The following is a 21138-nucleotide window of genomic DNA, read 5'->3' as shown; positions in this document are numbered from 1 at the left end:
ACCGCTACGGGGCGTGCGGGCGCCAGAACGCCTTCCGGGCCCGTGCGTTGACACGCACGGGCCCGGAAGGCGTTGAGCGGCGGGGAGAGGGATTTCTCCCCACCGACGGGGTCAGACGGCGGCGGTGGGCTTCTCGTCGTGTCCACCGGACTTGAGCTCGGCCTCGACACGGTCGAAGTCGGCCTCCATCTGCTCGCTGACCTTGCCCAGGCCGTTGAAGAGCAGGATGGACAGGAAGCTCAGGGCGACCGCCGGGACCATCGCGTACAGGCCGGTGCCGAGGTAGGCGCTGTCGAGGATGTCCCAGAGGATGGCGGACGAGCCGCCGACGATCATGCCGGCGAGAGCGCCCGCCCAGGTCATGCGCTTCCAGAAGAGGGCGAGCAGCAGGACCGGACCGAAGCCCGCGCCGAAGCCGGCCCAGGCGTAGCCGACCAGGTCCATGACCGAGCTGTTGCCGTACAGCGCGACGAGGGCCGCGATGATGGCGACGGCGACGACGGTGCCGCGGCTGATCCACAGCAGCGAGCGGGGCGAGGCCTTCTCATCGACGAAGGCCTTGTAGCCGTCCTCGGTGAGCGCGGAGGCCGCGACCAGGAGCTGGGAGTCGGCGGTGCTCATCACGGCGGCGAGGATCGCCGCCAGCAGGACGCCCGCGACCAACGGGTTGGTCAGGGACGCGATGAGGCTGGGGAAGACCTGCTCGGGGTCGCCGAGCGGGGTGTCGAAGTAGGCGATGCCGATGAAGCCGACCAGGACCGCGAGGATCATGGCGCTGACCGCCCAGGCGACGCTGATACCGGCGGCCTTGGGGATGTCCTTCACGGAACGGATGCCCATGTAGCGGGCGAGGATGTGCGGCTGACCGAAGTAGCCGAAGCCCCAGGCCAGGCCGGAGACGATGACGACCGCGCCGAGGGTCTCGGTGGTGAGCCAGGCGCCGGTGTCGGCGTCGAGGGAGGTACCGCCGAACGCCGACATCAGCCCTTCGGCCTTGTCGGTCACACCGTCGGTGAGGCCGCCGAAGCCGCCGAGCACGCTGATCGCCATGATGGGCACCACGAGCAGCGCGATCCACATCATCATCGCCTGCACCACGTCGGTGTAGGAGACGGCGAGGAACCCGCCGAGCACGGTGTAGAGCACCACGATGGCCACGCCGATGGCGATGGCCGGCGCCGGGTCGAGCCCGAAGACCATGTCGAAGAGCGAGGCCATCGCCACGAGGCCGGAGGCCACGTAGAAAAAGTAGAAGACGATGATGAGGATCGCGGACACGGCGCGCAGCAGGCGCGTGCGGTCGTTGAAACGGTTCTCCAGGAAGGAGGACAGGGTGAGGGAGTCGGATTCGGCTCCGGTGCGGGAGTCGGTGACACGCTCGGTGTAGACGCGCAGGCGCGGGGCGATGATGAGCCAGCTGCCCGCGAAGCCGGAGGCCAGACCGACCGCGATCCAGGCCTCTCCCAGACCCGACACGTAGATGGCGCCGGGAAGCCCCAGCAACAGCCAACCGCTGAAGTCGCTGGCGTTGGCGCTCAGACCGCTCACCCAGCTGTTGAGGCTACGACCACCGAGTACGAAGTCGGCCTGCGAGACGGTGCGCTTGTAGACCCAGAGCCCGATACCGACCATGCCGGCGAGATATACGCCGAAGATCACGATCGACCCGATCGAGGAGTCTTCCACCCGTCACTCTCCCTTCCCTGACAAGCGCATTCCTGACTCAACGCGCTCTTTACGAACTTTGACCGCGATCATGGAGCCTTGTAGCACCGGACACAATGCCTTGTGTGCGGAACAACATCTGTTCGAGACCCCACCGAGTCATTGACCAGGCATGATTGTTCGGATGGCCAGCGCCTTACACTCCTCTTTGTCGTATCGGACATAAGAGGAGCGGATCGTGACGAGGCGTACGCTCCGCGACAGATCGCGTTCTCGCGCCGGACACCTCCACCGCGCACCCGCCACGCTCCCCGGAACACCCGGCTCCGGACGGCGACGAGAGGGAGCCGAGGATCGATCCACCGCGACGATCCGTACGAGTAGTGGGAAGGGTCCGACCGGGCTACCGTGGCCGCATGGACGCACAACCCGCCGCCATCCGCGCCCGCAGCATCGGCCCCTCGGGGATCTGCCCCCGGGGCGAGCACGACTGGAAGCCCTCCGCCCCCGGCTCGGCCCGCCACCTGTGCACGAAGTGCAATTCGATGATGACCCGCAACTACGAACCCGAGGTCGCCGAACCCGCCGCGGACTGACGGCGTTCGTCGCCCGGCCGATCCACACTGGCACGGCGGAGACGTGTACGCCCCTCCCGGCTCCGCCGCCCCGTTCCTCCCTCGGCCCTACGCCACGAGCGGTGCCGCCACGGGCCCCGACTCGGAGACGGCCACCCGATCCGCGAGTCGCTCGGACCACTGGCCCCGGTCCACGCCCAACGCCGCCTCGCCCAGCCTGAGCAGCTGCACGTCCGAGGTGCCCGCCGGGGCGAAGATGTGGTGGGCGTCGCGCAGATAGCGCTCGATCGGACGATCCGTGTACAACCCGCGGGCCGCGTGGATCTCCATGGCGTTGCGCGCCGTGTCCAAGGCGTACTCGACGTTGACGAGTTTGGCGTTGATCAGCTCGTGGTCACAGGCCGCGCCCCGGTCCAGCAGGGACACCGCGTGGTACAGCGACAGCGTCGCCATCATCAGTCGGGACTGCATCTGCCCCAGTTTCAACTTCACCGAGGGCACCTCGCACAAGGGCCTGCCGTAGCGGTGCTGTTCGGAGGCGTAGGCGCAGGTCTCCTCCACCAGGGCCCGATGGATGCCCAAGGCCACCGCGGCCAGGTTGGCCCTGCCGTACAGCACGCTGGACGAGTAGGCCACCGCCAGCCCGTCCCCCTCCTCCCCGAGCATGTTGGCGGCGGGGACACGGCAGTCCTCGAAGATCAACTCCCCGAAGCTGAACCCGTGCAACCCCATCGTGCCCTCATGCGGGCCCAGGGAGAAGCCGGGCCGATCCGACTCGACCAGGAACGCGGACAACCCCCGCGACCCCTCCCCGGTCCGGACCACCACACCGTGCAGATCGCCGACGTGGCTGTTGCCCACGAACACCTTCCGCCCGTTGAGCACGTAGTCGTCACCGTCGCGCACGGCGCCGCCGGTCATCCCCAGGACGTGCCCGCCGGACCCGTACTCGGTGACCGCGATCGTGGGCAGGCACCGCCCCGCCGCGACCCTCGGCAGCCAGGCCGCGCGCTGGGCCGGGTCCCCGAAGTGCACGATCTTGGCCACCCCCAGCTGGGAGGCCTGGACCATCGCGCCCATCGCCCCGCTGACACGGGACATCTCCTCGATGATGATCGTCTTGGCCAGGTGCCCCGCGCCCATACCGCCGTAGGCCGGGTCCACGGTCACACCGATCCACCCCTGCTCCGCGATGAGCCGGGACAGTTCGTGGTCCACATGGCGGCGCCGCTCCATCTCGGGGATGCGGGGGGCCACCTCGTGCTCGGCGAACTCACGTACTTCAGCACGCAGTCGCCGGTGCCGCTCGTCTCCGAAAACGTGATCCATTGCGGGTTCTCCCTCGGTATGGGGGGACTACCTGGTCGCACCCTGGTCCGATGCCTTCGAAGGGGATTCGTTCACGCTCTGGCCTGCCCCGGCCATGACCTGGCCGGAAGCGGTCGGCACCCCGATATCCATGCGACGGAGGAGTCGGGGGTGGCCGAACGCGAAAGAGGCCCGGGGCGCGCGCCGCCCCGGGCCCCGGCAAGGGAGAGAAGGAGGAAGAGGATCCGTCCTACGGATCACGGCGGAGGCCCCGAACGCCCCCGAAAGGTCAGTCCCAGTCCAGACCGCCACCGGTCTGGTACTCGATCACCCTCGTCTCGAAGAAGTTCTTCTCCTTCTGGAGGTCCATCATCTCCGACATCCACGGGAACGGGTTCTCCGTCTCACCGAAGATCGGGGCCAGACCGATCTGCTCGGCGCGGCGGTCGGTGATGAAGCGCATGTACTGCTCGCACAGGTCGGCGTTGAGCCCCAGGACCCCGCGCGGCATGGTCTCGCGGCCGTAGGCCACCTCCAGCTCGCAGGCCTCCGTCAGCATCCGCCGGACCTCCGCCTGGAACTCCTCGCTCCACAGATGCGGGTTCTCGATCTTGATCTGGTTGATCACGTCGATGCCGAAGTTCAGGTGGATCGACTCGTCGCGCAGGATGTACTGGTACTGCTCGGCGATACCTACCATCTTGTTGCGACGACCCAGCGACAGGATCTGCGCGAAGCCGGTGTAGAACCACATGCCCTCGAAGATCACGTAGAACGCGACCAGGTCCCGGAGGAAGGCCTGGTCGGCCTCGGGCGTGCCGGTGCTGAAGTCCGGGTCCTCCAGGTTCTGGGTGTACTTGAGGGCCCAGGCGTCCTTCGCCGTGATCGAGGGGACCTCCCGGTACATGTTGAACAGCTCGCCCTCGTCCAGGCCGAGGCTCTCGCAGATGTACTGGAAGGTGTGGGTGTGCACGGCCTCCTCGAAGGCCTGACGCAGCAGGTACTGGCGGCACTCGGGATTGGTGAGCTGACGGTAGACGGCCAGGACGATGTTGTTCGCGACCAGCGACTCCGCCGTCGCGAAGAAACCGAGGTTGCGCTTGAGCATGAGCCGCTCGTCCTCGGTCAGCCCGTCCTTGGACTTCCACAGGGCGATGTCCGCCTGCATGGCCACCTCGGTGGGCATCCAGTGGTTGTTGCAGCCGGCGAGGTACTTCTCCCACGCCCAGGTGTACTTGAGGGGAAGAAGCTGGTTGACGTCCGCGCGGGCGTTGATCATCGCCTTGTCGTCGACGTTCACACGGGCGGCGTCGCGCTCGATCTCGCCGAGGCCGGTCGTGTCGTTGTTCTCGGAAACCGTGGTCATGCTCGGTACTGGTCCGTTCTCCGGTCGAGCCGGGTCTTCTCTGCGGGGGCGGAGTGCGAGGAAGGAGGGGCGTCCGCGTCCGCGCGCGGACGCCCCCGGCCGGATTACTGGCAGGCCTCGCACTCGGGGTCGTCGATGGAGCACGCCTGGTCCTCGACGATCTCGAACTCCTCCTCGACCGCCGTGGGCTCGGCCACCGGCACCGGGGCGGGGCTCGGAGAGGGAGCGGGCGCGGGGGCCGGAGCGGGCGCCGGGGTCGCCGACACCGCGTTCAGCCGGCCGTCGGTGCCCTTGAGGGTGCTCTTCTCCACGTGCGTGGCGCTCTGCGCGCGCAGGTAGTACGTGGTCTTGAGCCCCGAACGCCAGGCCTTCCGGTACAGGGCGTCCAGCTTCCTGCCGCTGGGGGCCGCCATGTACAGGTTCAGCGACTGGGCCTGGTCGATCCACTTCTGACGACGCGAACCGGCCTCCACCAGCCAGGACGGGTCGACCTCGAACGAGGTGGCGTACAGGTCCTTCAGGTCGTCCGGCACCCGGTCGATCTCCCCCAGGCTGCCGTCGTGACGCTTCAGCTCCGCGACCATCTCCTCGTCCCACAGGCCGCGTTCCTTGAGGTCGCGGACCAGGTGGTCGTTGACCACGGTGAAGTCGCCGGACATGTTCGACTTGACGTACAGGTTCCGGTAGACCGGCTCGATCGACTGGTTGACGCCCGTGATGTTGGCGATGGTCGCGGTGGGGGCGATCGCCATGACGTTGGAGTTGCGCATCCCCGTGGTGCGCACCCGCTCGCGCAGCGAGTCCCAGTCCAGCGTCTCACCGCGGTCCATGTCCAGGTCGCCGCCGCGGGCCTCGGCGAGCAGCCGCAGCGAGTCGATCGGCAGGACGCCGCGGCTCCACAGGGAGCCCTCGAAGGTCTCGTAGGAACCGCGCTCGGCGGCCAGCTCCATGGACGCCTCGATCGCGTAGTAGCCGATCAGCTCCATGCTCTCGTCGGCGAAGCTCACCGCACCTTCGGAACCGTAGGGCGTGCGGAGCTCGAACAGGGCGTCCTGGAACCCCATGAGCCCCAGCCCGACGGGACGGTGACGCATGTTCGCGCGTCGGGCCTCGGGGATCGTGTAGAAGTTCACGTCGATGACGTTGTCGAGCATGCGCACGGCGGTGCGGACGGTACGGCGCAGCCGCTCGACGTCGATGCCCTCGGCGCTCACGTGGCGGGCCAGGTTGACCGAGCCGAGGTTGCAGACCGCGACCTCGTCCTTGTCGGTGTTCAACGTGATCTCGGTGCACAGGTTGGAGGAGTGCACCACACCGACGTGCTGCTGCGGCGAACGCAGGTTGGACGGGTCCTTGAAGGTGATCCAGGGGTGGCCGGTCTCGAACAGCATGGTGAGCATCCGACGCCACAGGTCGACGGCGGGCAGCGTCCGGTGGACCTTGATCCGCCCGGCCCGCGCCTCGGCCTCGTAGCGCTCGTAGGCCTCGACGAACTCCAGACCGTACTTGTCGTGGAGGTCGGGGACCTCGTCCGGGGAGAACAGGGTCCAGCTCCCCTGCTCCTCCACACGCTTCATGAACAGGTCCGGAACCCAGTTCGCGGTGTTCATGTCATGGGTGCGGCGGCGCTCGTCGCCGGTGTTCTTGCGAAGGTCGAGGAACTCCTCGATGTCGATGTGCCAGGTCTCCAGGTAGGCGCAGACCGCGCCCTTGCGCTTCCCGCCCTGATTGACCGCGACGGCGGTGTCGTTGGCGATCTTCAGGAAGGGGACGACGCCCTGGCTCTTGCCGTTGGTGCCCTTGATGTGGGAGCCCAGGCCGCGGACCGGGGTCCAGTCGTTGCCCAGACCGCCCGAGTACTTCGACAGCATCGCGTTGTTGCCGATGCCGTGGAAGATCTCCTGGAGGTCGTCACCGATCGTGGTGAGGAAGCAGGAGGAGAGCTGCGCGCGGACCGTGCCCGCGTTGAACAGGGTGGGCGTGGAGGCCATGAAGTCGAACGAGGACAGCAGCTCGTAGAACTCGATCGCGCGGGCCTCACGGTCGTCCTCGTTGAGGGCCAGGCCCATGGCGACGCGCATGAAGAAGGCCTGCGGCAGCTCGTAGCGGACGTCGTCGCTGTGCAGGAAGTAGCGGTCGTAGAGGGTCTGGAGGCCCAGGAAGGTGAACTGCTCGTCGCGATCGGCGTGCAGGGCCCGCCCCAGCACGTCCAGGTCGAACCCGGCCAGGGCGGGGTCGAGCTGGCCGAGCTCGACGCCCCGGCGCACGTAGGCCGCCAGGTAGCCGGCGTAGCGGTCGCCCATCTCGGTCTGCCCGGCGGTCTCGTGGGCGTCGAAGACGAAGCTCAGCGCCTCGGTGCGGAGCTTGTCGAGCAGCAGACGCGCGGCCACGTAGGAGTAGTCCGGGTCGACCTCGACGAAGCTGCGGGCGGCCATGACCAGGGCGAGCTCGACCTCGGAGTCGGCGATGCCGGGGTAGAAGCCGCGCCGCGCCTCGTCGAGGACCTTCTCCGCCGAAACACCGGTGAGACCCGCGCAGGCCTCGGCCACCACGTGTTCGATCCGGTCGATGGCGGTGCCAGGGCCACCCTCGTGGGTCTGCGTGGGCCGAACGGATACGGGCGCGGCCTCGACGTCAAGGGTCATAAAGCGGCTCCAACCTCGGTAGAAGAGTCCCCGGGGGCACACGAGTGAGCACGCGGCACGCAGCAGTGGAGGTGTACGTCGAACCTGTACGGTCCACCGGTGGGTCGCGGCGGCTCTCCCTCGAAGCCCCGTCGTCGTACGCACCTGGGGTGCGTGCGGGTGGCAGGTCTTCGGACTCGTGGGCTTCCTACTCCACCGTCGCTTCCCAGGGCCTGAACGGCTCCCAGTGCCTATGACGGCTTTCGTTCCCACTCACCGCTGCGGGGCAGTCCCGGATTCGCACCGGGTTCCCTCTTGCCTCACCCGCCCCGGAGGGCCGGTGAACCACCAGCGGGAGCGATACTACATCTAGGGGATGGTGGGTTGGTACACCGCAAGATGATGGCGTGTCGCGGGTTCTTCGGACGTATCGACCGTGGCCGGATCCCGCCGCCGAACATGGTATGAGGGGGGCGAGACGGCCCCGCCCGGGGCCGCTCTCACCCGGCGGGATCGATGCTCCCACAGGGTGCGGGGCGATCGGGACCACGCCCGAGAACCCGCCGCAGGCCCCCTCCTCCCCCTCGCGTCGCTCGGGGCGGGGAAGGAAAGCTCACACGAAGCCGGCCGCCTCCGGTCGCGGGCCCGGGGTCGTCGACGCTCCGGGCCGCGGATCGGCCGGGTTCACACCTCGTCGAGGATGAGGTCCAGGTCGTCCTCGGGCCTGCCGAGGTCGGATCGGATACGGAACCGGATTCTCAGCAGTTCGAGGAAGAGGTCCTCGACGTAGGGGCTCCGCGAGCATCCGGCGTGGAAGCGCGCGCCCGCGGTGGCCCAGCGTTCGGCCCCCTCCAGGTCGTCGTGCGCGTACAGCGCCTCGGCGACGTGGATGAGGGTGGGCAGCCCGGCGGGACCGCCCGACTCCAGGCGTTCCAGGTGGTATTCGGCCTGGCGGCGTTCGTCCAGTTGCAGGAGGGCGCCCGCGCTCAGGGCGTGCGGGTCGATCACGGTGACGCCGCCGTCGTCGATCGCCCGCTGGTAGGCCGAGCAGGCACGCTCGAACTCTTGGGCGATCTCCCACTGTTCGCCCGCGCGCACGAACAGTTCGGCGCGGCCGACCTCGCTTCCCGCGTCGACCCGGTTGGCCAGGTCCAGTAGTTGGGCGGCGATCCGACCGTGCTCACCCGACCGGACGGCGTGGAATTCCAACCGGTCGAGTTCTGCCGTCGTCACGTGGGTCAACCGCATCGCCCCCATCCCCTACTCGCACTCCCGCGCGCCGATCAGGTCCTGGCACGTTCCAGGGCCTGCCAGAACCCTTGGCGCAGTCCGTCACGGACCTCGTCGCGCAACAGGTGGTCGATCGGGAGCGAGGAGCCCTGAAGCAGGCGGGCCTCCAGGTCGGAGGGCATTCGTGGCCGTCTGGCCAGAACCGCCTCCACCCATAGGGCCGGAGCCTCGCGTGCGATCGACTCCGCGAAGTCGTTCCCTTCCCTGTGCGCGACATGCACCGCTTCATCAACGGTATGCGGGGCGGGGCCCGTCTGCTGGGCATATCCAGGACTGGGGGCGGATTCCTGGTGTCCCCTGGGGCCGAATCGGTCGTCGTACTCGGGACCAGTAGGCCGCCGCTCCCCGAAACGGGGGTCGGCGCCACCGCGGCGTGCGGCGTCAGCTTCCGTACTGGTCCCATAGGTAGGGTTTGGGTCCGACCCACCTCCGAAACCCTGGTCCTCACCGGGGCCGCCCCCGTATCTGGGGTCGGGTGCGGGTGGGGTTCTGCGGGGCGGAGGTCCCTGGGGGGCGTCGGTGGCGAAGGAGACCTGCGGGCCCGTTCCGGGGTCGAAGGCGGCCTGGGGGCCGGTACCTCCGAAGGCCGGTTGGGGTCCGGTGCCACCACCGAACCCGGGCTGGGGTCCGGTGCTGTCGTAGCCCGCAGGGCCCGTACCGAGGCCGGGGGCCGTGCCGTTCGGGGGCGCCGAGGGAAGGCCGTAGCCGTTCGGTTCGGCGCCGCGCATCGACTGGTGGGCGCCGGTGCTCGGGGGCGGGTAGGGGGTCTGGCCGTTCTGGCCCGCGGGGGAGCCCGGGTAGGCGGCGGCGCCGTTGACCGGTTGTCCCCCGGTGGGGAAGCCGTTGGCGTCGATGCCCCCGGAGGCCCTGTTCTCTCCGCCGGAGCCAGCCAGGTGGTCGCCGCGTTGCTGGGCGAGGGAGCGTCGCATGGCGCGCAGTTGCTCCATGGCGCTGCCCTGGGGGACGGACTGTCCGCCGGTGCCGGCGAACATGGCCTCCAGTCCGCCGGTGGAGGTGTCGGCGGGCTGTTCGGGCTGGGCGCGACGCCCTCGTTCCGCGGAGCGGGGGCGGGCGGGCGCCTGTTCGGGGACCGGTGTGGCGCGCCCGTTGGCGAAGGGGGTGGTCGTCTTGGCGGCGTTCTCCTGGGTGGATCCGCCGCCGGAGAGCAGTTCGACGTGGGGGCGCAGGTGGCCCGCGCCGATCTCGATGAGGTCGTCGCACTCCTGGCGCAGGGACCGGGAGATGGTCCAGTTGCCCTCCACCGAGATGTGCACGACGGTGACGCGCACGCCCATCTCCTGGACGTCGGCGACCACCGGGGCCATGTCCTCGTCCCCGCTGACCAGGACCGCATCGCACAGGACACCGGTCCGGGCGAGTGTGGTCAGGTCGCGTTGGACGTAGCTCTCCACGCCCTCGCGGCGCCCCGGGCGGATCCGGGCGGCTCTGAACTTGATGCCGGGGATGTCGGCGATGCCGTCCTGTTCCTGGGTCCTCCGGTCGTCGGCGATCGCCTCGTACCAGTAGCAGCGCAGGAGCGGCAGCCCCGTGCGGTCTCGCGCGACCTCGTTGAGGAACTGGACGAGACCGGAATAGTCCCAGGCGACGGAATCCCGGTTACGGGTTCCGTGTACGGCCATCGCGCCGTCGGCGAGAAGGTATCCCGCGTCGACGAACAACGCGCAACGGTCCACGTGACACCGCCCCCTTCCCTGTCGATCTCTGGGGCCATATCCATGACCGGGGCACAGCCTAGCCAAATCCGTCTGGTTTTGCGTTCCGCCTGTGAATACCCACGGTTATGGTCTTGCTACTCAACGGCGATTCCCCTGGATGTCCGTGGTTTTCCGAGCGCTGTGAACAGCGCCTCGATAACCGGGATCAGGTGCGCATAGGGGCCGCGAGTGCGATGACCCCCACCAGTAGCGCGTCCTGTTCGGAGAGGATTCGGATTTCCGATTCCCTGCCGAGCACCGCGTCGAATCGCGTCACGTCGGTACCGAAGGTCATCGGATCCCCGTCCGCTCCACGCGCGGAACCCACGAAGGCGTTGTCGACGGTTCCCGGCCCTTCGGAAGGGGCGTGGGGGACACCGTCGATCAGGACACGGTCGCCGCCCAATTCGGCGTCCCCTTCCCAGGCGACCACGTCGACCCCGGTCCGGACCGCCGTCGGGAGCAGCCCCGAGACCGGGAAGGCCGTTCCGTTCGAGTCCTGGAAGACCGCCGAGGTCTCGTCCAGGACCATCGCCTGCTGGTACCCCTCCACGGCGGGGTCCTCCAGGACCAGGACCAGGCTCCAGCCCGCGTAGACGCCGCGCCCCTCTTGGGCGGGGACGTCGGCGACCCACCACTGCCCGCCGCCGGAGGCGCGCACCAGGTCGGTGACGTCGGCGAACGACTGGTAGGCCGAGTAGGCGGGCAGGTCGGCGGAGCGGGTCTCGGTGGCGGTGACGGTGGTGTAGGCGGCCATGCCCGGCCCCTTCACCCGCGCGGTCGGCACGCCCGGGTCCCCGGAGGCGGAGAAGTACAGCCCGGCCCAGCGGACCGAACCGCCCTCGGGAAGGGACCAGGTGGCGGAGCTGGAGGAGGTGGTCGTGGGGTCCTGGTCGCGGTCGAGCGGGGCCATCACCCAGTTGTCGTTGTCGATGCCCTCCCCGGAGCGGGCGCGGGCCTGGGCGCAGTCGCCCTCCTCGTGCTCCTCCGGTTCGTCCTCGTCGTCCTCGTCCCGGTGGTCTTCGCCCGGGTCGGTGGGTTCGACGGTCTCCCCGGGAAGCTCGGGGGGTTCGGGTGTCAGGGGAGGTCCGGTCGGAGCGGGGTCCTCGTCCTCGGGGGACGGCGCCTCCGGGGTCGGGTATCCGGGCGGTCCGTCGGGTGTGCCTTCCCCGCCTCCGCCGAGCAGGTCGTCGAGGGCCTCGCCCGCGTCCTCGGGAGAGACGTGGTCGGCGGGGGCCCGCCCGAGGTCGGCGTCCTCCTGTTCGGGGAGCGGGAGGGTGGGCCCGGGGTCCTCCGTCGGGGCGGGAGGGGTCGGCCCGGGAAGGGCCTCGGGGGTCTCCGGTATCCCGGGGGTGCCCCACCAGGGCCACGGCCAGGTGGGCTTCTTCGACTCCTCGGGTTCGGTACAGGTCATGAGGGAGTTGCCGACGGCCTCCGTGCGCACCTGCCCCGCCGTGGCGTACCGGGCGGGGATCCCTTCGGAGGTGACCCCGCGTTCGCCGGTGGCCCGATGGCTCACGTTCCCAGAGGAGATCACGACCCCGGCGGGCACGTCCACGTCGGCGTCGGGGGCCACCCGAACGTCGAGGAAGTGGGTGCTGCTCTCTCCCGCGGCCATGCCCGAACGCACGCATTCACCGCCGCCGCTCCCGGCCGAACAGCCCCAGTCACCGTTACCGGAGGCCATCGGGACCGCGTTGCCGGCTCCGCCGGAGGAGATCATCTCCACTCCGGGAGGGAGGGTGATCTGGGCGAGGACGTCCTCGGCCGTGTCCTGCCCGGTGTTGAGCACGTCGAGGACCATGATCCCCTCGCTGCCCGGCACGAGCGACCCGACCGGGTCGATGCCCACGGCGAACTCGGGCAGCGGTTCCTCGGGGGCCGGTTCGGGTTCGGGCTCCTCGGGGGCGGGCGGCGGGTCCTCCTGGGGGTCCTCCGGTGCCGGATCCTCCGGTGCCGGGGCGTCCGGTTCCTGGGGCGCGGGCGGGTCCGGGACCTCCTCCAGGGGAACGTCGGCGGGCGGGGCCGGTACCGGAGCGGGCTCGTCCGGCGTGGCGGGCGGCGGGTCGTCGGGGGTGTCCTGGGCCGGGGGCGGCGGGTCCTCGGCGGGGGCGTCGATCGGCGGTGCCGCGGCCGGGGACGGCTCCTCGGGGATCGGTGTGTCCCCGCCGACCAGGGCGAAGGCGACGGCGACCGCCATGCCGGCGGCCGCCGCGGCTCCGGCCGTGGCCTGCTGCCCTCTTCGGGACATCCGATTCCACCAGGCGCCGCCGGCCGTCGCGCCGGGGACGGAGGCCAGGTAGCCCGTGGCGCCGAAGCCGACCACCAGGGGCAGCATGACCCCGCGCAGTCCGACGTTGACGTCCATCAGCTCCGCGTACACCTCACGGCACTCGCCGCAGTCGTCCATGTGCCGGTCGACCTTGGTGGTGTCGCGTTTGGACAGACCTCCGCGCACGTAGGCGCCCAGAAGGCCGATGGTGGGACGGCAGGCCTCCGCGGTCCCACTGCCCGCCAGGTGCATCTGGAGGTAGGCCTGGCGCAGCCCCTCGCGGGCGCGGTAGGCCAGGGCCGCCACCCCGTTGGGGTTCATGCCGAGGATGGTCGCCGCCTCGGCGGGTTTGACCCCTTCGATCTCGGTGTGCCACAGGACCGACTGCCAACGTTCGGGCAGGGAGAGGAAGGCGCGCGCGATCAGCGAACGTTCCAGCCCCTCCAGTGCCGGGTCGACGAAGGGCTCTCCGGCGTCGAAGCTCTCCATGTCGTCCGTGACGACCTGGCGCTTCTCGCCTCTCCCCCGGTCGTAGGCGGCGTTGCGCACCGCCGTGAGCAGGTAGGGGCGGAAGGCGTCGGTGGGCCCTCCCCCTCGCTGTATGACGCTGAGCACCTTGGTGAACGCCTCGGCGACGGCGTCCTCGACCTCGGCCTCGCCTCTCAGGAGCTGTCTGGCCAGCCCTCGGGCCGCTCCGGCGTGACGCTCGTAGAGGGTTCCGAAGGCCGCGTTGTCACCGGCTTTGACCTGTCGGATGATCTCGGCGTCCCCGAGAAGCGTCTCTGTGTACTCCCCATCGGCGTCGGTCACCCCGCGGCGCCCTTTCAACTCTTGGGCCGCCCCCGCCACACGCCGGAACCGGGTTCGGGGGGCGGGGGTTATCGGCGTCCGAAAACACGTGCTCGAAAAAATATCCCGTATCCGCGTCATGGGCGCCACCGATCTCCGTGATTAGGGGTGAGGGCGAACGGAGACGGCCCGTCGCGGGGGCGCGGGCCGACTTCGTTCACCTGGGAGAACGACGACCGGGAGCGGAAGCAATGGGCGAGACCGAGGTGGGTTCCGGAGCGCGGGACCGAATGCTCCATCGTGCCCGGGAGCTGCGTGCGCCGTGGAGACGTCGATCACGTGAGGTGGGTTGGGGCCGGTTCGAGGACTGGTGGACGCCTTCGGTGGACGCCCTGTGCACGGCTCATGTAGCCGGTGACGACCTGTCCGGTCCCTGCGCCCGTCTCGGAGAGGCGCGGGCCCGGGCGGGGTTCGGTATCGGTCCGTCCTTGGAGGATCTCGACGCCTTCGCCCGGGCCGTCGGCTGGGAGCAGGTGCCGCTCCCCCTGGCCCGTTCGCTGGCGGAGGGCTGGGAGCGGGGCGGCCGTAGCCGGGGCGACTGTCAGGACCCGTTGACCGGTCTGGCCAACAGCGAATACCTGCGCACCCGGGTGGGGGAGCTCTATCGGGGTGTCGAGGACGGGGTCCCGGCCGCGTTCGGGCACCACCTGGTCGTGGTGGCCCTGGACCCGGCGCTCGACCCCTGGCGGCGGACGGCACGGCTGATCGTGCTCGGCCACGAACTACGTCGTTTCTTCACCCGTGGAGAGTCGGTGTGCCTGGTCAATCGGGCGCGGATCGCGGTGATCGCCACCGAGGACCCGGACGCGAACGGCTCCCTGACCCGGTTGAGGGACGAGGTCTGTTGGGAGCACGGGGCCGCGGTGTGGTCGGCTCCGCTCCCCTCGTCCCACCGTGAGGCCTCGGCTCTGCTCGACTCCCTGGACGGCGGGGGTGACCGCGCCGACGTATGACCTTCCGACCGCCGTTCGGCGCGTGAGGGCCCTCCTCGAGGGGGAGGCGCCCGTGCCGAGCGGCACCGCCGACCGCCGCGCGACGCTGAGGGGACGGAGCGTGGCCGGTCGGCGGCCCCGTCCGACGGTGATCCTCGGGTCTTCTGGCCCCCTCGAGAGGGCGGCCCGGGACACCGTCGGACGGTGGGCGCGGACGTCCGCGCCCCAGGGGCGCGTTCGCACAGGGGAGGCGGACGCGCCCCGCCCGTTCACTCGGGCCGAGGCGCTCCCGTGCGGTTCAGCCGACCTTCAGGCGTCCGAGGCTCGCTCGGAAGAGCGTCCTTCCGACGAAGGACGTGGGGACCGGAGGCACGTTCGCCACGCGCTCCTCGAAACCGCCCGGTATCGGCGCGGATCGGTCCGTCTCAGAGGCGGGGCCGGTCCACGACACGAGACCCGGTTCGTGGAAACCCGGGACCGCGGCCTCTCCGTCGGGGGCCGGGGTCCCCTCGACGAACGGGGCGGGAGGCTCCACCGGGGCGGGGGCCGGGGCCGTCTCCGGTGAAGGCGCGGGTGGGGGCGTGACCGTCTCCGGTGCGGGGGACGGCGGAGACGCGAGCTCCTCCCGTGGAGGTTCGGGTGGTGCGGCCTCCTCCCGTGGAGGGGTCGCGGGAGCCGCGTCCGCCTCTCGAGGAGGGGACGGCGGGTCCGTCGGCCGCGGGCCCGCGGGGGTGACGGCCGGCTCCGGTGTTCCCGGCGTGGCCGGAGGGACCGCAGGGCGGGGCGTCTCGGAGGGCCCCGGTGGTGCGAAGGGTGGCGTCACCCCTCTGGGAGGCGTGGGCGGGGGCCCGTGGTGCGGTCGAGGCGCCTGGGGCCCGGTGTCCGGCCGCTGTTCCGGTGGGACGTCCCTCGACGGCCCGGTGGGCGCCGTGGGGGCGACCGGGGTTCCCATGAGGAAGGCCTCGGCCATCGTGTCCAGAGAGAGGTCGCGTGCGGGCCCGGCGGGGCTCTGCGGACCCGACGGGGCCTGGGCCGCGGGCGGTCCGGGAGGTCGCTGCGGCCCGGACGGCGCGGAGCCGGCCCCGGGCGGCCCGGCGAGCGGACGTCGGGGACCCGAGGGCGGCTGCGCGGGGGACCGGCCCGGAGGGTTCTGCGGACCGGAGGGCACGGAGGCGGGGCCGGGCGGCCCGGCCTGGGGACGTCGCGGACCTGGCCGGGGAGGTCCTGGAGGGTGCTGCGGACCCGACGGAGCCGAGGCGGGAGGGACCGGCCCGGCCGGAGGACGCTGCGGACCCGACGGAGCCGAGGCGGGAGGGACCGGCCCGGCCGGAGGACGCTGCGGACCCGACGGGGCGTGCTGAGGGCCCGACGGAGCATGCTGAGGGAACCGGCCCGCGGGGTTCTGCGGACCGGACGGCGCGGAGAAGGGACCGTGCGGGCCGCCGGGAGGAGGCTGCGGACCCGACGGAGCCGAGGCGGGAGGGACCGGCCCGGCCGGAGGACGCTGCGGACCCGACGGAGCCGAGGCGGGAGGGACCGGCCCGGCCGGAGGACGCTGCGGACCCGACGGAGCCTGGGCCGGAGGGGGCCCGGGAGGCCGTTGAGGGCCCGAGGGCGCCTGGGCCGGGGATCTCCCCGGAGGGTTCTGCGGACCGGACGGCGCCTGCGAGGACGGAGGACGCTGCGGTCCCGAGGGGATCCGAGGGCCGGAGGCCGGTGGGGAAGGGGGCCCGGGGTGCGGTCGAGGACCCGAGGGCGCGCCGGCGGGACCGTGCGGCCGTTGCGGTCCGGACGGTGCCTGCGGCGGCGGAGGTCCCTGCCGTTCGGAGGGGCCCGACGGGGTCCGCCCCGCACCGGGAGAGGCGCTCGGAGGGCGCTGGGGACCCGAGGGTTCCGGTGCGCGCTTCGGTCCCTGCGGCTTCTGCGGTCCGGACAGGGGCAGGGCCGGGCGCTCCATCCGCACGGTGACGTCGTCGGCGTCCGGTTCCTCCGGGGAAGGCGGCGTGGCCGAGGGCTCGGGATCCCGCTTCGGTCCCCGCGCCTCCCGAGGGTCGGACAGGGGCAGGGCCGGCCTCTTCATGTGGACGGTCGTGTCGTCGGGGTCCGGTCCCTCCACGGGGTCCTGCTCCCCGGAAGGAGCGGAGAAGGAGGTCGGGAACGTGTGCCAGTGCCCTCCCTCCGCGTTCTCGGAGGTGGCCGCCCCCTCTTCGGGACGGTCGTCCTCGGGCGTGCGCTCGTCCGCGCTCATCGTCCACCCTCCGTGCTCGATCCACCGTCGACGGCCCGGGCCAGCGCCTCTACCGCCACCGCCTGCACCAGCCGGTGCGTACTCTCCGCGATCCGGTCGGGCAGCGCCTCGATCCGCTGCTCCAGATGGCGATCGGGCGGTAGGACGATCACCGCCGCCCCGCTCTCCTCGATGATCCGCGCCGTGCGCGTCACGTCGAGGTCCTGTCCCGCGTCCTGTTCCCGGGCCAGGACCACCACGGTCCGAGCGAGTTCGGCCGCGTTCTCGCCCGAGGCCACATCGTCGAGTTCCCGCCCCAGGCGCACCACCTCCTCGCGGGTCGCCCGCACCACCCGGACCCGGGAGTGCGCGCGGGCCGCCATCGTCTCCAGGAACCCGCCGCCCCGTTCACCGGCCACCAGGGTCACCCCGAAGAACCGGGACACGGGCAGCAGCCCCGAGGCGTACGTTCCGCCGTCCTCGGGGTCGGTGCGCGCCGTCCACAGCCGATCGGTGACCTGCCCGAGGCCGTCACGGACCGTTTCGAACGCGGCCGCGTCGGTCGCGCCCAGGTCCCCGGGCTCAGAGGCTCCCAGCCGGGTCGCCAACGACGGCTCCCCTGTCTTGGCGTCCACCACCAGCACCCGGTCGTGCCTCAGGTGCGCGAGCGCCCGCGCCATGAGCGCGGCCACCACGGTGGCGTCGGCCCCCGTACCCACGTCGTCCACGGCGATCCGGCGTCCGGTCACCGTGGACCGCTGCAACCCGGATCCGAGTTCGACCGCGCGGGCCACCCCGTCCACCGGCCCCAGCGGCCGGAACAGGAGGCGCCCGACCCGCCGGGCCCACCCGTCTCCGAAGACCGGCCTCACCCTCTGTTCGACATCCATCGTTCCCCCGCTCAGAACGTCTCGAGGAGACGCTGGTAGGTCCCGAAGGCCCCCACCGCCAACGGCACCAGCACGATGACGGCGACCGCCTCGCATCTGCTGGTGATCCCGCGCAGGCGAGCCCGCACGTGTTCGGGCTGTTCGACCGACAGCACCACGGCGGGGATCGCCGCGACCGCGGCGACCGTCCCGAGGGCGGGCCAGATCCCCCACGCGTACGTCTGGGTCAGGGCCAGGAGGAAGGCTCCCGCCACCACCAGGCTCGCCACGACGAGCACGGCCTTCTGCACGGTCAGCGGGAAGAGCCGGGAGCGGCTGGCCACGACCACGGCCAGAGCCACCGCCAGCCCCGCGGTCCACGGGTCGAGCTGCGAGGCCAGCCCGACGCCGGCGGTGACGGCCGCCGCCGCCACGGCCACTGTGGCGATCACGAGACTGCGGTGCGCGTCGGCCACGGAGGAGAGCACGTCTCCCCTGGCCACGTCCTCGCCCGCGTTACGCCGATCGTCGAAGACCGCCAGGCCCGAGAACATCAGGGCCAGCCTCAGGATCGTGCTCAGCAGCACCACGCAGGCCACCGTCATGACGGCGGCGACCTGATGGGCCGGAAGGCCGAAGGCGGCCGCGCCCGACCAGACCACGGCCAGGGCGAGCCCGGTCCCACCGCCGATCAGACCGCCCCGGCCCAGGCCGGAGGTGAGCCCGAGCATCAGGACCAGGCCGGCGACCAGGGCGACCGATCCGCCCCAGCGCGCCCACTCCGGCCAGCCGAAGAGGTCGCAGGCGAGCCACAGGGTGAGTACACCGACCGCCGCGCCCGCCATGGACAGCGCCGTGCCCAGCGGTTCCCGCCAGAAGGCGCCCAGGGCCGCGCCCGCGACCAGGAGCAGGGCCGCGACCACAGCGAGGCCGGTCATCCCTCCGGTGGAGGGAGAGTGCAGATGACCGAGCCAGGCGCCGAGGACCGCCAACGCCACCAACGCGGCGGTGGCGGTCCAACGGGCCGCCGACGGGGTCCATCGCCCGCTGTGGTCGTCGATGGCCTGGGAGACCGCTTCGGGCACTTCGTGCACGACCGGGGCGGGGACCGGGTCCTCGGCCCGCACCAGCCGCAGCACCGCGCCGTCGGCCACCTCCCGCTCGGCGAGGGTGGTCTCCCCCACCAGGGCGGTCCCCGATGTGGTGACCAGGTGGCGCGACCGGGCCGGGTTCTCCACCGGGTCGCCCAAGAGTTCGAGTACCTCGGGCATGAGGGCGCCCACAGGCTCGTCGGCGGGCAGAACCGCGTCGACCCTGCGCTCCTCGCCCACGAGCGTCACGCGGCTCCAAGCGGTCATGGTCCTCCTATCCTGCGGGATCGTCATGGTCGTGTCGGGGGTCGCGGCTCCGGGGCGGTCCGACCGCGCCGCCCCGGGCCGAGGTCAATCGGGCACTTCGGTGACGGCGACGCGTTCGACGTAGCCGTTCCCGATGAGCCAGCGCAGGGTCGGCGCCGGCGGGGTCTCGCCGAAGCCGGCGGTGTCGAGGGTGAAACGGATGCCGCCCCCGGGCAGGTCGCCCTCGGCGGGCGCCGTCGTGGCGGTCACCTGGAAGGGGTGGATCACCCGGTAGCGGTGGTAGAGGGGTTCGCCGTCGGGGTCGGCCCGCGCGTGCTCGGGAAGGCCGCGCTCAGCGAAGGGCGTGCCGTCCGGGCCGAGGTGACGTCCGCTCTCCTGACCGAAGGCGTCCACCAGGTCCCCGGGTTCGAGGGTGTGCAGGTAGGAACCGCCGCTACGCTGCTCCAGCTCGTCGCGGACCTTGTCGGCCAGCGCGGTGCTCGCCGCGGCGGCCTCCGTCTCCTGCGCGGAGGTGAGGGGCGCGGGGTCGGCCTCGACCGTGGCCAGCTCCTGGTGGAGCCAGCGCGCCGTCTCGTCCTCGGTACGGAACTCCGCTCCGGGGCGGCCCTGGTCGTGGTCCATGACGGACACCGAGAGGTAGCCCTCGGAGTCCTCGGTGATCAGGTAGTAGCTGTCCACCGTGCCGGGGTCGGGGCGCGGGTCTCCGGGGAGCACGTAGAGGCTCGGCGCCACCCCGGCCTCGTCGAGTTCGGCGCGCAGTTGGTCGAAGGTGACCTCGCTGCCGACCCAGTTCCCCGGGGTGGGCGGAAGGGCACGGGTGGCCGGGCCGGAGGCGGCCTGCTCCTGCTCGACGCGTTGCGTGCCGAGCCGGTGGTCGATGAAGGACCAGCCGACCGATCCTCCGCAGACCACCGCGGCCAGGCAGACGCTGCCGATCACCTTGGCGATGTTCTCGTCCAGGCGCCGCCGCGTGCGTCCGCCTCCGAAGAGCACGGCCTCGCGCAGGCGTTGTCGGCGTACGGCGACGGACTCGAGCAACTGACTGTCGTAGTCGCGTGCCACCCGTGCTCCTCGCTACCTCTCGTCGCTGAATGCCCTTAGGGGGCGGGGGTCAGATGCTCTGGACCGCGCTGTTGGCCCGGCTCAGTGTCTCCTGGGCGGTGGAGTCGTTGGTCTCCAGGGTCTCGCGGACGAGGCGGATGATCTCCCGGACCTCGTTGGCCGCGTTGTGCCACTTGAGTTCCTTCTCGCTGTACTCCTCGGAGACCCCGGTGGCCTCGAACTCGGACATCGCGGTGCTCACGTCGGTGTCGCGCTCGCCGATGATGCCTTCGAGTCGGTTCATGATGGTGTTGATGTTGCCCTGGGCCTCCTGGGAGGCGCCGAGATCGTAGGCGTTCTTCATCTGGTCTCTCCTGTGGGGGTGAGGATCAGCGGAACTTGGCGCCGTCGAAGTTGGCCGCGCCCATGTTGGCGTTGGCGTCGTCGGCCATGGTGTCGGCACCGCCGACGAAGGCCGCGTTCATGCCCTCCTGGCCGACCTGGATGGAACCGAGGCCCGCGCGCAGGTCGGACGCGATGCCGTCGGCCCGCGCCTTGAAGGAGTCGAAGGCGGCCTTGCCCGCGCCGTCGAACTTGCCGGCGAGCGGCTCGGCGGCCTGGACGAGTTGCTGGACGAGCGAGCTGAGTTCGTCACCCGAGCCCGCGGTGTTCTGTCCGAGAGTGGTCAGCGTCGCGTCGCCGACTTCCCAGCGTGACATCCGTTCACCTGTTCTTTCTTCGGGGGGTCTTCGCGAGGCCGTCGCCTCCCGTACCAGGGATGACGCGCGCGAAGCACCGACGGTTCGGAAGAACAACAAAGCCGTACAAGAAACACGATGCCCCAGAGAGGGAGAAACCGCATCCTACAAGTGGAGGGTGACGGAAAAGGAGACGGGCCGGCCCCGTAACACGGGAGGCCGGACGAGGCCGGTGATCACCGAAGAGACATCCGGCGACTCCTGAGACGAACGAAGAAAGGCGGAGCGAGATGCACGCCACCTCTCCCCTATTCGCGCAGGTAAGAGCGGGTTTTGAAAACTCCCCCCT

General features: G+C 71.0%; 14 protein-coding genes and 1 riboswitch. Of the genes, 2 read left to right on the top strand and 12 right to left on the bottom strand.

Going from position 1 to position 21138, the window contains the following annotated elements; translation table 11 throughout:
• Window positions 1–111: 111 nt before the first annotated feature.
• Window positions 112–1686 (bottom strand): sodium/proline symporter PutP, encoded by a 1575-nt coding sequence (putP, locus tag D451_RS0110910; protein ID WP_017534420.1) that lies wholly within the window; start codon window positions 1684–1686, stop codon window positions 112–114.
• Between the two features lie 395 nt (window positions 1687–2081).
• On the opposite strand from putP, the gene D451_RS0110905 reads away from it, so the two are divergent.
• Window positions 2082–2261: a hypothetical protein gene (locus tag D451_RS0110905; protein ID WP_014912394.1), complete on the top strand. Its 180-nt coding sequence runs from the start codon at window positions 2082–2084 to the stop codon at window positions 2259–2261.
• Between the two features lie 87 nt (window positions 2262–2348).
• On the opposite strand, the gene D451_RS0110900 is transcribed toward D451_RS0110905, so the two are convergent.
• The 6 genes from D451_RS0110900 to D451_RS28795 all read right to left on the bottom strand — a co-directional run bounded on the left by D451_RS0110900 (window position 2349) and on the right by D451_RS28795 (window position 13625).
• Complete coding sequence (locus tag D451_RS0110900; RefSeq protein ID WP_017534419.1) at window positions 2349–3569, bottom strand: acyl-CoA dehydrogenase family protein; 1221 nt, start codon at window positions 3567–3569, stop codon at window positions 2349–2351.
• A 268-nt stretch (window positions 3570–3837) separates the two neighbouring features.
• Entirely contained in the window at window positions 3838–4914 is a 1077-nt protein-coding gene (locus D451_RS0110895) for a ribonucleotide-diphosphate reductase subunit beta (RefSeq protein WP_014908832.1), read from the bottom strand.
• Between the two features lie 104 nt (window positions 4915–5018).
• Complete coding sequence (locus tag D451_RS0110890; RefSeq protein ID WP_017534418.1) at window positions 5019–7559, bottom strand: ribonucleoside-diphosphate reductase subunit alpha; 2541 nt, start codon at window positions 7557–7559, stop codon at window positions 5019–5021.
• A 144-nt stretch (window positions 7560–7703) separates the two neighbouring features.
• Window positions 7704–7903: riboswitch (cobalamin riboswitch) on the bottom strand.
• A 319-nt stretch (window positions 7904–8222) separates the two neighbouring features.
• Window positions 8223–8795: a hypothetical protein gene (locus D451_RS0110885; protein WP_014908700.1), complete on the bottom strand. Its 573-nt coding sequence runs from the start codon at window positions 8793–8795 to the stop codon at window positions 8223–8225.
• Window positions 8796–8821: 26 nt separating this feature from the next.
• Entirely contained in the window at window positions 8822–10522 is a 1701-nt protein-coding gene (locus D451_RS0110880) for an NYN domain-containing protein (RefSeq protein WP_017534417.1), read from the bottom strand.
• A 187-nt stretch (window positions 10523–10709) separates the two neighbouring features.
• Window positions 10710–13625 carry a sigma-70 family RNA polymerase sigma factor gene (locus tag D451_RS28795; RefSeq protein WP_026124983.1) on the bottom strand — a complete coding sequence of 972 codons (2916 nt, stop codon included), beginning with the start codon at window positions 13623–13625 and terminating at the stop codon, window positions 10710–10712.
• Window positions 13626–13855: 230 nt separating this feature from the next.
• On the opposite strand from D451_RS28795, the gene D451_RS0110870 reads away from it, so the two are divergent.
• Window positions 13856–14617, top strand: coding sequence for a hypothetical protein (locus tag D451_RS0110870; RefSeq protein WP_017534416.1), 762 nt, complete (start codon window positions 13856–13858; stop codon window positions 14615–14617).
• Window positions 14618–16840: 2223 nt separating this feature from the next.
• On the opposite strand, the gene D451_RS0110860 is transcribed toward D451_RS0110870, so the two are convergent.
• From D451_RS0110860 to D451_RS0110840, 5 genes are all read right to left on the bottom strand, one after another.
• Complete coding sequence (locus tag D451_RS0110860) at window positions 16841–17713, bottom strand: coiled-coil domain-containing protein (protein WP_017534414.1); 873 nt, start codon at window positions 17711–17713, stop codon at window positions 16841–16843.
• Between the two features lie 11 nt (window positions 17714–17724).
• Entirely contained in the window at window positions 17725–19050 is a 1326-nt protein-coding gene (gene eccD, locus D451_RS0110855) for a type VII secretion integral membrane protein EccD (RefSeq protein WP_014913391.1), read from the bottom strand.
• A gap of 84 nt (window positions 19051–19134) precedes the next feature.
• On the bottom strand, window positions 19135–20112 hold the full coding sequence (locus tag D451_RS0110850; protein WP_017534413.1) for a TNT domain-containing protein: 978 nt from the start codon (window positions 20110–20112) through the stop codon (window positions 19135–19137).
• Window positions 20113–20161: 49 nt separating this feature from the next.
• The gene (locus D451_RS0110845; protein ID WP_014912421.1) at window positions 20162–20455 is read right to left on the bottom strand and encodes a pore-forming ESAT-6 family protein; all 294 of its coding nucleotides are present in this window, start codon (window positions 20453–20455) and stop codon (window positions 20162–20164) included.
• Window positions 20456–20480: 25 nt separating this feature from the next.
• On the bottom strand, window positions 20481–20810 hold the full coding sequence (locus tag D451_RS0110840) for a hypothetical protein (protein ID WP_014909589.1): 330 nt from the start codon (window positions 20808–20810) through the stop codon (window positions 20481–20483).
• Between the last annotated feature and the right edge of the window lie 328 nt (window positions 20811–21138).

Source organism: Nocardiopsis alba DSM 43377 (assembly GCF_000341225.1).
Taxonomy (GTDB): Bacteria; Actinomycetota; Actinomycetes; order Streptosporangiales; family Streptosporangiaceae; genus Nocardiopsis; species Nocardiopsis alba.
The sequence above is the reverse complement of the archived record's forward strand: the minus strand, read 5'-3'. Positions and strand labels throughout refer to the sequence as shown.